The organism is Arcicella gelida (assembly GCF_034931025.1).
Lineage (GTDB): Bacteria > Bacteroidota > Bacteroidia > Cytophagales > Spirosomataceae > Arcicella > Arcicella gelida.
On the sequence record NZ_JAYGIL010000012.1, the window covers coordinates 35,326 to 47,371 of the forward strand.

The window sequence follows — 12,046 nt, forward strand, 5'->3', positions numbered from 1 at the left end:
TGTAAATGATATAAATTTAAAAACATAGATTTGTGCAGATATATCATTAATAAATCTAAAAAACGATGAAAAGACGCTCTGCAATAAAAAACTTATCAATGGCATTGGGCGGTTTGGTAAGTTTACCTACTTGGGCTTCGGGTTGGACGAGCCAAAGTATAGGACAATTTTCTAATTTAGGTATCAACGATGAAGTACTTCTTGCTGAAATTGTAGAAACAATTATTCCTGAAACCAATACGCCCGGAGCAAAATCGCTAAAAGTACACCAATTTGCGATGCGAATGATAAATGATTGTTACGGCGAAAATGCACAGAGTACTTTAAAGCAAGGTTTGGTTTTAATCAACGAGCTTTCTCAACAAAATCACCAAAAAACTTTTGTAGAAAGTAGCAAGCCACAACGCATTGATACTTTTCTGAAAATGAGTACTTCGTCAAATACAGTAGCAAAACAATTTGCTGAGATGATAAAAAGGTTGACGATTCAAGGATATACCAATTCTGAATATTACATGGTCAATCAGTTGAAATTCAATATGGCACCGGGATATTATCATGGCTGCGTTCCGATTCCGAGATAGTTTTGGCTTTCGGATTTCAGACTTCGGTCATCAGCTTTTAGCTTCTGGATTTTAGGGTGATGTCAATTCACAACTCACTCATTCACTCAATTACTAAATTATCGAAACATGTCATATCTAAATATCAATGCTATAAAAGACCGAACTTTTGATGCCATCGTAATTGGTTCGGGAATCAGTGGCGGTTGGGCTGCCAAAGAACTTACGGGCAAAGGTTTAAAAACACTTGTTTTAGAACGTGGACGTGATGTACAACACATTACGGATTATCCAACGACTATGATGCAACCTTGGGAGTTTGAACATTTAGGGCAATTACCTAAAGCCATCAAAGATGCCAACCCAATCGTTAGCAGATGTTATGCTTTTAATGAAGATGCAGCACATTTTTTCGTGAAAGATGCTGAACATCCTTATGTGCAAGAAAAGCCTTTCGATTGGATTCGTGGTTACCAAGTAGGCGGAAAATCGCTAATGTGGGCAAGAGGAACCCAACGTTGGTCCGAACATGATTTTGATGGTCCCGCTCGTGATGGTTTTGCGGTAGATTGGCCCATTCGTTATGCAGACATTGCTCCTTGGTACAGTTATGTAGAAAAATTTGCAGGAATTTCGGGGAATAAAGACGGATTGGCGAGTTTGCCAGACGGAGAATTTTTACCACCACACGAAATGTCTTGTGTAGAAAAACACTTCAGCGAACAAACTGCTAAACATTATAATAATACTCGTCCAGTAATTATTGGTCGTTGTGCGCATCTTACAAAACCACAACCAATTCATTTACAGCAAGGTAGAGGGCAATGTCAAAATCGTTCCTTGTGCCAGCGTGGTTGTCCTTATGGTGGATATTTTAGCAGTAATTCTTCTACACTTCCGTGGGCGGCACGTACTGGTAAAATGACTTTGAAGCCAGATTCTGTTGTGCATTCTATCATTTTTGATGAAAAGAAAAACAAAGCTTCAGGCGTAAGAGTAATTGATGCACACACCAAAGAAATGACGGAGTATTATGCAAAAATCATTTTTGTGAATGCGGCTACTTTAAATTCTAATTTGATTTTGCTAAATTCTACTTCAAATCGTTTTCAAAATGGTTTGGGGAACGATAATGGTTTGTTGGGTAAATACATTGCTTTTCACAATTTCCGTACAACGATTTCGGCAGAATATGAAGGATTTTTGAATAGTACAACCGAAGGAATTCGTCCGAACAGTAGTTATATCCCACGTTTTAGAAATGTTTTCAAGCAAGAAACCGATTTTTTAAGAGGCTACGCTGCTGGTTTTGGTTCAAGCAGAATTACTTCAAACGATACTTCGGGCATCGGTGAATCTTTGAAAAATAGTTTGAATGAACAGCAATATGGTAATTGGCGAGTAGGCTCGCACATGATGGGCGAAACCATTCCGAAAGAAAGCAATTATGTAGCTTTGGATAAAAACTTATTAGATCCTTGGGGAATTCCACAACTGAAAATTTCGGTAGCTTATGATGATAACGATGAAAAAATGATTCAGGATTTCCATACAGAAATGGCTGAAATGTTGACGAAAGCTGGTTTCAAAAATATTCAAACGCATGATAAACCGAATAAAGCTCCCGGTTTGGATATTCATGAAATGGGTGGCGTGCGTATGGGAAAAGACCCTAAAACGTCGTTATTAAACAAGTGGAATCAGTTACATACTTGTAAAAATGTATTTGTGACGGATGGAGCTTGTATGACTTCTACTTCAACTCAAAACCCTTCATTAACTTTTATGGCAATTACGGCTCGTGCAGCAGATTATGCAGTGAAAGAATTGAGAAAAGGAAACCTTTAAAGTGTGGAGTTGGGAGTTTTGAATGAGGAGTAATTATAAAAAATAGAAGAGAAATATTATGGATTTAAAATTAAAAAATATGAAAAAAATAAATGCTTACTTATTGATTTTTAGCTTGTTATTGGTTTTTGTTTCACAAGCACAAACGCCTAAAAAAGGGAAATGGGTTAGTCTTTTTAATCAAAAAGATTTAAGTGGTTGGAAGATTTATGGTACTGAAAAATGGTACGTTGAAAATGGGGAATTGATTTGCGAAAGTGGTCCTGATAAAGAATACGGTTACTTAGGAACAGAACAAAGTTTTCAAGATTTTGAGCTAAGTCTTCAGTTTAAACAAGAGGCCGATGGCAACAGTGGCGTGTTTTTCCATTCAAGTATTGATGGCACAAAAATAACTGGCTGGCAAGCAGAAGTAGCTCCTCCAGGGCATTGGACGGGCGGAATTTATGAGTCTTATGGAAGAGGTTGGTTGATTAAACCAACTGATGATAAAGACAAAGCCCTAAAAATGGGCGAATGGAATACGATGGTTGTGAAAGTGATAGGTAACCAAGTAACTACTTTCGTAAACGGACAAGAGATGATTACGCTCAATGATGAAAAAATCGGCGGACGTGCAGGAATCATTGCTTTACAGATTCACAGTGGCGGTGGCATTAAAGTAAAATGGCGTAAATTGAAAGTAAAAGCTTTATAAGAAGTGCTTGAAAATGATGAGGTAAGTTTTGTTCTTACTTCATCATTTTTCATCCAATTGGATGAATATAACTACTCAAAAATTAACACTATTTCTAAATATTTAGGTTGGTATTTGTTAAAATAAAGCTAATGTTTTATTTTTATGTAAATAGAAAATTAATTTTCTACTTCATTCACAATACCAAGTCTTATGAAAGTACTTCCATTTACCATTCCAGTTCCTCACGATAAAACGATTATTGTTCAAAAAGACGTTCTACCGCACTTTTATCCGCATTTACATAGACATCAGGAAATTCAATTGATGTGGATTCAGCAAGGAGAAGGCACTTTGATTGCTGATAACAATATGCACCGTTTTCGTTCGAATGAAATTTATTGGTTGGGTGCGAATCAGCCTCATCTTTTCAAAAGTGAAGCTTCTTATTTTCATCCAAAAAGTAAAAAGAAAGTATCAGCGATTGCTATTTTCTTTAATCCAAGTGGACAATTATCTTCTTTTTTTGATTTACCAGAGATCAATACACTTAAAAGATTTTTACAGCAACACTCCAACGGATTCAAAATTCCGCAAGAAAATGTTTCGGAAATAGCCAATAAAATTGTTTTGCTCAATAAAAGTAATGGTGTGAGTCAGATGATTCATTTTATGGATTTACTGAAAAGTATTGCCGCAATTCCTTCGCTTTTACCGCTTTCAATGAGTACGCAGCCACAGAATTATAGCGAAAATGAAGGCTTGAGAATTAGCAATATTTACAATTTTATCATGCAGGAATACGAAAAGCCTATCACGCTTGAAGATGCTGCCAACAAAGCCCACATGACGCCACACGCTTTTTGTCGGTATTTTAAAAAACATACACGTCATACTTTTTTGTCATTTCTCAACGAAGTTCGAATCAACGAAGCCTGTAAAAAATTAACAAACAGTAATAACGAAACCATTGCCAACGTGGCTTATAGCTGTGGTTTTAACAGCATTACGAATTTTAACAGAGTATTCAAACGCATTACAAATCAGTCGCCTAGCGAATATGTAGAGCGTTATTTCAATCGAGAAGCCAAGTAAGTTTGGGTTATTTTGTGATAAAATCCATAATTGCATCTGCAAAAGCCTGCGTGCGATAAGTACCGTTATGATTGCCTTTCACTAATTTCAATTGGGCATTTTTGAAATAGCTTTGTAGTACTTTTGGGTCGCCATTATCAAGGTCTTCGTCGCCACAAATGATTAAAACAGGATTTTTAATTTTCATCAACTCCGCAGGTAAAGCAACAGGCTGGTACTTTTGCAGAAAACCTAAAGCTATTGTATCTGCACCAATTGATTTGGCATAAGTAACAGCTCCAGCCGTTTCAGGATGCAAATGAGCTTTTCCGCTAAAAGCGTCCGCAAACATTTTTCTTCTGTCCCAATCAGGATTGGTGAAATGTTGACCTACACCGCCTAAAATGGCTTTTGTTACTCTTTTGTCTTTGGTCAATAATTTGGCGGCAACAATCGCTCCTCTGGAATAGCCAACCAATGTATAATCTTTGATTTTCAGTGAAGTAATCAAGCCCATCAAATCTTTTACTTCGGCATCTTTTTCATAAAATTTGTCTTCATGTGGCTTATCTGAAGCTCCATTTCCACGCATATCGGGGACAATTACCCTGAAACCTTTTTCAATTAAATCTTTGTACAAAGCTGTTTTTCGCCAATTTGCTCCCGTATTGATAAAACCGTGTAGCAAGAGTACAGCCTTGCCTCTGCCTGTATCTTCATAAGCAATATTTATTCCATCAAAAGAAATAAAACGCTTGAGATTTTGAGCATTTGTTGCTGAAAATGAGAATATTAAGATTGATAAAATGAGTGAGTATTTTTTCATCGTTCTTGGGTTTAAAATTGAATTGTAATGTTTACGCCAACGGCGTAAAAGCGAAAACGCAAATCCTATTGTGTAGCGACAAACCCTTGCGGTTGCCGTACCCGAAACGGCAACCGCAAGGGTTTGCCGCTACATTTACCTTTTTAATTAATTATTCGTACTGCTTAATCCACATAAATCTCATCAATCAACAACCAAGCTTTCCCTCCTGCACCGTATTCACCTGCTGGAATGATGCCTTTGTTTTCGGCTTGTACTTTGATAAAACGGGCTTTCACTGGCGTAATTTTTGCCCGAATTTGATTGATACCATTCGCAGGGAAATTACTTGTACGATATACTTCTTTATAAGAATTCCCATCTTCCGAAATAGAAAAAATCAATACATTGGGTTCCCACATTCTTTGCCAATGGTATTTCAGCAAGTTTAATCCTACGGTTGAAATACTTTGAATATTTCCCAAGTCAATTGTTGCTTCTACATCTTCGCCACTAAAACCAACCCATTGCGAATTGTTGTAACGAGCGTTTCCTGTCAATCCGTTGGTCAAAGCAAAAGGCGTGGTAGGATTATAATTTGCTTTAGGCTGATGCTTCAAAATGACGTTTTTGGCAATGGCTTTATGGTATTCAAAAGCTTGTTCAAATACTTTTCCATAAGCTTTTTTGCCGACAAATATTTGAGCTTTCAAAATGCCACTTTTATTTATAATAAGCTGATTTTGATATACTTTATCATTCGATGTAGGAGCTTTTCCATTGACAGTATAATGAATTTTGGCATTGGGTAAAGTGGTCGAAAAATGAACGATACTTTTCCCTGATTTTTCCATTGAGAAATGGTATGTAATTTCTTCAAATCTGTCGAAAAAGTTTACTTTTTTCTGTTGTAAAATATTGCGATGCTGACGTAAGCGACTGAGAAAATCATCATAATTTTTATGCGTTTTTGGCGACCAAGCGATTTCCGACAAAGCCAAGGCTCTTGGAAAAACCATATATTCTACCTGTTCGGGTTGAGGCGTGTATTCTGTCCAGATATTTGCCTGCACGCCTTTGATGTACTGCTCGTCATCCTGATTTAATTCCGAAGAAAAAGGCTCGTAACTATACACTTTTGAAAGCGGTGTAAAGCTTGCCGCCGCCGTTGGTTCATCCGCATGAAGCGATTGATAATAATCTAAATACAAATGACTTTCGGGTGTCATGATTACTTCATGTTTCTGCTTGGCGGCTGCAATTCCTCCCGCTTCGCTTCGCCAACTCATTACTGTTGCTTTCGGGCTTAAACCACCTTCCAAGATTTCATCCCAGCCAATTAATTCACGGTTTTTACTGTTTAAGTATTTCTCCATTCTTTGGATAAAATAGCTTTGTAATTCGTGTTCGTCGGCTAAATGCTCATCTTTGATGCGTTTTTGGCATTTTGGACAAACTTTCCAACGAGTTTTTGGGCATTCGTCTCCACCAATATGAATGTATTTTGAAGGAAAAAGTGGAATGACTTCATCCAGAACATCCTGTAAAAAAGTAAAAGTACTGTCGTTTCCTGCACAAAAAACGTCATCAAAAACACCCCAAAAAGTAGCTGTTTTATACGAGCCACTCACACAGCCCAAATGCGGATAAGCCGATAACGCTGCCTGAGCATGCCCTGGCATTTCTATTTCTGGGATGATGGTTACGTACTTTTCTGAAGCATATTTTACCAATTCTTTTACTTCATCTTGACCGTAAAATCCTCCATATTTTTTGCCATCAAAACGGTGTGGAGAATCTTTTTTATGTCCAATAATGGTTTCATCACGAAAAGCTGCAACGCTTTGCAAACGTGGATATTTTTTGATTTCAATTCGCCAACCTTGGTCGTCGGTAAGATGCCAATGAAAAGTATTGATTTTATAAAAAGCGAGTAGATCAATGTATTTTTTCAGAAAAGAAAGCGGAAAGAAATTTCTGCCAACATCTAAATGCAAGCCACGATAAGTAAATCTCGGATAATCGTCGATGCGACAGCCAGACAAGTTAAAGCCTTGATTTTTAGATTGATAAACGATTTGAATTAAGCTTTGTATGCCATAAAAAACACCTACTTCATCGTGTCCAGTCAATTGAATAGAATTTTTTGAAATGACTAATTGATAGCCTTCTTTTTGAGAGACTTTAGTGGTATCAATACTTATTTGTATAAAATTAGAAGGAGTATTTTCAAGGATTGGAAAAGAAAATGGCGTTAAAGAATGCAAGGCTTCTTGTAAAAATTGTACATTTTTACTGAAAGAAGCCGACGTTTGAAGTATTGAAGTAGATGAATTTAACGTAAATTTTTCTTGCGTAAGCTGTACAGAAACAGGCTTAGGAATAATGGAAATACTTTGTGAAAACGAATAGTTTGATGTAAAAAAATACATCAAGGAGAATATGAAGAATAATTTTGTCTTTGGCATTGGAAGAAAATAATAAAATAAAAATGTAGGGGCAATCCCTTGTGGTTGCCCACTGTAAATATTGTACACGAGGGCAACCGCAAGGGATTGCCCCTACGAGTTTTTACAGATTTTACTTACTCCAATTCTTTCTCAAAAACCTCAGCCAGTTGCCGTGCATAATGTTTTCGATGTCGGTTTGGGTATAACCTCTTTTTTCAAGAATAGACGGAATCGTTTGTAAATCGGCGATGGTATCTAAATCGAAAGGGCCTTGTTCTGTGCCAAAAGCTCCATCTAAATCCGAACCAATGCCTACGTGCAAGGCATTTCCAGCCAATTGACAAATATGGTCGAGGTGGTCAACCATCACTGCCAAATTACAGTTCATTTCTTTTGGAGTTGATTTTCCTCTTTCCCAATTTGGCACCATCATCCAAGCGTCTAATGCTCCGCCAATTACAGCATCACGGCTAATCAATTCCTTAATTTGCTCATCGCTAAACTGGCGATTATGGTTTACTAAACTTCTACAAAGATTATGGCTCGCCCAAACCGCTCCATTGAAATGATCCATGGCTTCCCAAAAACTATCATCACAAAGGTGCGTCGCATCTAAAAAGATGTTTAGCCTTTCCATTTCTTTCAATAAATCTTGCCCAGCTTTTCCCATAAAACCAGTCGCATCTGTTCCTTGAGCGTAACGCCCAGGGCCATAATGAGCTGGACCGATAGCACGTAAACCATATTGATAGGCTTTCTCAACATGATTAATTGTTACGAGTGAATCTGCTCCTTCCAAGCTTAAAATATAGCCAATGGGTTTATTGTCGTTGGGCGTGCCGTCGTTCCAAAGCAGTAAATGTTTTTCTAAAGATTCAAGATTATTGATTTGAACCATTTCGCCACATTCTTCCATGCTTTTATACCATGCTACTTGTCCTTGTGTTTGAGCCCAAGCCTGTTCGGGTGAAGCCCAACCCGGCAATGTACTGTCTGGTTTTACAAAGCGAGCGATTTGTGTGGCAACGACCAAACCGATATTTCCTGCTCTTAATGCAGGAAAAGTAACCGTTCCTTTCGCACGGTCTGGCTTGTCGGTCATGCCTTTTTCTCTTGCACGAATTTCTGCGACCGATAATCTTAAATCACGATTCCATTCCATCGCATTCATGCTCAGGTCAAGATGTGCGTCTATTGTAAACATATTTTGTAACACGGGTTTTCAACCCGTCAGAAAAGATAAATTTACGGGTTGAGAACCCGTTTTACGGCTACATGGAAATGAATCTATCTCTTGCAATTGTTTTCCATTGTTCGCCTGTTAATACTTCATTTTCAATAACATTCGCCCTTTCGTACAAAGCACAAGTCGGACAAATATGAATGGGTAAACCATAAAATACATCGCCAATCTGATAAGTATGATTTTCGGGAAAACCCAGTACCAAATGCTCTTCGCTTTGTCCGATAAAAATTGCATCTGGAGCATTTAAGAAAAATATTCTTTTATCTAAAGGGTTTTCGGCGGCCACAGATTTGTGTCCTAAATCCAGACAGATTTTATCTTTATCTGGCAAAGAAATTACTCGGCTAATTACCAAAGCGGCCGTTTCAAAATCTTGTTCTGGATAAGCATCCTGATAGCCTTTATCCCAATACACAAAAGTGCCCGGACTGCATTCTACCGTTGTTCTTTGAGCATGAATTGGAAAAGTTGGCGTTCCACCTGCTACAATATTGAGGTTTTGAATACCTTCTTCTTTTAGCTTTTCTACTAAATTTTCTACGGCTTGGAAAGCTGTGTTACAGTTTTTAGTACGAATTTCAAGGTCAAAATCACGAATATGTCCGTCGTAAATATGTAAGCCTTCAAGCTTTATAGTTGGCAATTTTTGTAAAGCAATTGCCAAATCAAAAGCCTTTTCGGGTACAATTCCCGTGCGGTTCATACCTACATTTAAGTCGATATAAAGCGATAAAGTGAGCTGGTTTTCCAAAGCAATTTTTGACATTACTTCGCCAACTGCCACAGAATCGACCAAACAAGCAAAATGTGTTTTTGGAAAATGTTTGATGATATCAATCAAACGTAAGAGCTTCGCTCCCACTGGCTGATACGCTAAGAGTACGTCTTCTACTTCGCAAGTCGCCAATAATTCGGTTTCGGCAATCGTCGCACATTTGAATTTCTGAATGCCTACTTCTTGCAAAAGCTTGGTTACGTCTTTGGTTTTATGCGTTTTGATGTGTGGTCGCAAGCGATTTACGTCATCAATTGAAGCCAGTAATTTTTGAATATTCTGTTTTACGATACTCGGAAAAACCACCAAAGCAGGCGTATCAAGCGTTTCAATATTTTTTATGTTGTACTCAATCGTTTTGTTACTCATAACTCAGTCTTCATGGAGTTCAAACAATGCTTCAATTTCCACAGGAATATTGTCTGGAAGTGTTCCCATACCTACCGCACTTCTTACGCCGATACCGTTTTCTGTTCCCCACACTTGGGCAAAAAGTTCGCTACAACCGTTGATGACATAAGGATGACGTTCAAATTCTGAAACGCAGTTTACCATACCCAAAATTTTAATCACACGCTTTACTCTGTCTAAACTTCCCAAATGTGTTTTGATGGTTGAAAGCATGGTTAAACCAACCTGACGAGCCGCCAATTTCCCTTCTTCAATGTCTAAATCTTTACCAATTCTACCAATAATCAAGCTTTTATCGTCTCTTACTGGGCCATGACCCGATAAGAATAAGTATTTGCCATCAATCAAATATGGTTTATAAACACCCAAAGGAAGTGGTGCAGGAGGTAAAGAAAGTCCAAGGCTTTCAAAAGAGATTTCAGGTGAAAGTAATTCAAGTGTGTTCATAATTGTTCTTGTTTTTTGTTTCAAATTGTTTTTGATGATGAAGAAAACAACAAAGGTTTTCTTCGTATTGGCAAGGTTTAAAATTTACTAAAAAGTGTTACCCTTTTTAATGATGAGTTTTGAGTTGACCGAATCTTATTTTTGTTGTAGCGGCAACCCTTGCGGTTGCCGCTACAATTATATACAATTATAAAAGAAATTATCAGTAATCAATCCAACGATTAACCGATAACTGTTTTCAGATAACGTCTTTTACTTCGCTCCATCCATATTACTTTGGCTCGCTTTGGGCGTGTTGAGTTTTCTGAATTTAGCATTTTCGATTTTCAAAACCACCGCATTTTTCCATTGATTATTCGTGTAAAAACGTTGTCCGTTTACAGCACTGACTACCAAGCCAATGTTGGTTGGAGCGGTATAAATTTTAGCATCAAAATCTTTTTTGTACTCTACCAATTCACTTTTATATCCCAAAATACTCACTTTGGTATTGGCATTTCCTTCGATGTGCGTCAATACAAAATTTTTGCGTGTTCCGTACTTCCAATCTTCGTAGCCACTTCTTTGTACGATGGCATAAATATACTTTTCATCATTCGACTGGGTAAACCAAATATTGTCTTCACGAACTACTGAAAGCGGTTTTACTTCGTGAATGGCTTCAGCATTGGCAAAATTCCAAAGGGCAATTTCTTGTAAAAGTGATTGTTGCTCAATCTGTAATTCACCGTCTTGTTTTGGTCCAACATTCAATAAAAAATTACCTCCTTTGGCTCTGATTTCAGTAAGCATATTGATAATTTCTGTACCAGATTTGTGTGGGTCGTTGGTGGGTTTATATTGCCAATCCGTTCCCATCGTGTAGCAAGCTTCCCACGGACGAGCTATTGGTTCGTCGGGTGTGTTTTGTTCTGGAGTAGTCATAATATCGCGAGTAATGACCAAATCAGGGTTCAAACTCCAAGCATATTCACGCAAGCCATCGCCGGGGCCGTCGATGAAAAGAATGTCTATTTTCCCGTAGTTCGTCAACAATTCTTTCAATTGTCTTTTATCATAATCCATCAAACCTTTATTGTTTGCAGGAAAATGCTCAGGCAATTGTAAACGACCGATTTGAATATTGTTTTTATGAAAATAATTGAAGTCTTCAGGCGAAAAGTAAATTCCTATAGCAACACCTTCTTTACGAAAAGCGTCGATAATTTCTTTCGTAATGTCTTTTCCGTAAGGAGTATTCATTACATTAAAAGGCGTAGTTTGCGTATTGAACATACAAAAACCAGAATGATGTTTTGTTGTAAAAACCACATACTTCATTCCTGCTAATTTGGCACTTTTTGCCCATTCAGTAGGGTTAAATTTGTTAGGATTAAAGTATTTTGGTAATTCGTTAATGTATTTTTCAACGTATTCATTTGAAGCTCCAGCCATTGAATGGCTAATTACAGCACCTAAAGAAACATCTACATTCCAGTGAATAAACATCCCGAAAGCTAAATCTTGAAACCAGTTTACTCGTTCGGGTTTATTATTTACTTGTACTTTTTGTGCTTGAATTTGTATCGTAAAACAAGTACAAATCAAGAGTATTAAAAACTTTTTTGAAAACATGAGATTGTGTTAAACGATTGTTATTGAGCAATCTATGAAGTTACAAATTTTGTTGGAGAAATAAACAAAACCTCATCCCCCAGCCCCTTCTCCTGTTGAGAAGGGGAGTTTACTCCACTTTTTGGGCTCCCCTTCTC

Annotated in this window: 10 protein-coding genes; 4 read left to right on the plus strand and 6 right to left on the minus strand. The window is 37.5% G+C overall.

The window, feature by feature from the left end:
• Positions 1–65 precede the first annotated feature (65 nt).
• The 4 genes from VB776_RS11500 (at position 66) to VB776_RS11515 (ending at position 4,182) form a co-directional block, all read left to right on the plus strand.
• Positions 66–584 (plus strand): gluconate 2-dehydrogenase subunit 3 family protein, encoded by a 519-nt coding sequence (locus VB776_RS11500; protein WP_323329125.1) that lies wholly within the window; start codon positions 66–68, stop codon positions 582–584.
• A gap of 108 nt (positions 585–692) precedes the next feature.
• Entirely contained in the window at positions 693–2,411 is a 1,719-nt protein-coding gene (locus VB776_RS11505) for a GMC family oxidoreductase (RefSeq protein WP_323329127.1), read from the plus strand.
• Positions 2,412–2,490: 79 nt separating this feature from the next.
• Positions 2,491–3,108 (plus strand): 3-keto-disaccharide hydrolase, encoded by a 618-nt coding sequence (locus VB776_RS11510; RefSeq protein WP_323329129.1) that lies wholly within the window; start codon positions 2,491–2,493, stop codon positions 3,106–3,108.
• Positions 3,109–3,300: 192 nt separating this feature from the next.
• A complete protein-coding gene (locus VB776_RS11515; protein ID WP_323329131.1) occupies positions 3,301–4,182 on the plus strand; it encodes an AraC family transcriptional regulator in 882 nt (293 codons plus the stop codon).
• 7 nt (positions 4,183–4,189) lie between these two features.
• Here VB776_RS11515 and VB776_RS11520 read toward each other — a convergent pair whose 3' ends face one another.
• The 6 genes from VB776_RS11520 to VB776_RS11545 form a co-directional block, all read right to left on the minus strand.
• Positions 4,190–4,987 (minus strand): alpha/beta fold hydrolase, encoded by a 798-nt coding sequence (locus VB776_RS11520; RefSeq protein ID WP_323329133.1) that lies wholly within the window; start codon positions 4,985–4,987, stop codon positions 4,190–4,192.
• Positions 4,988–5,151: 164 nt separating this feature from the next.
• Positions 5,152–7,434 (minus strand): glycoside hydrolase family 20 protein, encoded by a 2,283-nt coding sequence (locus VB776_RS11525; protein WP_323329135.1) that lies wholly within the window; start codon positions 7,432–7,434, stop codon positions 5,152–5,154.
• Between the two features lie 112 nt (positions 7,435–7,546).
• On the minus strand, positions 7,547–8,620 hold the full coding sequence (locus VB776_RS11530; protein WP_323329137.1) for a dipeptidase: 1,074 nt from the start codon (positions 8,618–8,620) through the stop codon (positions 7,547–7,549).
• 67 nt (positions 8,621–8,687) lie between these two features.
• On the minus strand, positions 8,688–9,806 hold the full coding sequence (locus VB776_RS11535; RefSeq protein WP_323329139.1) for a D-TA family PLP-dependent enzyme: 1,119 nt from the start codon (positions 9,804–9,806) through the stop codon (positions 8,688–8,690).
• Between the two features lie 3 nt (positions 9,807–9,809).
• On the minus strand, positions 9,810–10,295 hold the full coding sequence (locus tag VB776_RS11540) for a RidA family protein (RefSeq protein ID WP_323329140.1): 486 nt from the start codon (positions 10,293–10,295) through the stop codon (positions 9,810–9,812).
• Between the two features lie 252 nt (positions 10,296–10,547).
• Positions 10,548–11,909, minus strand: coding sequence for an alpha-L-fucosidase (locus VB776_RS11545; protein ID WP_323329142.1), 1,362 nt, complete (start codon positions 11,907–11,909; stop codon positions 10,548–10,550).
• Positions 11,910–12,046: the final 137 nt, after the last annotated feature.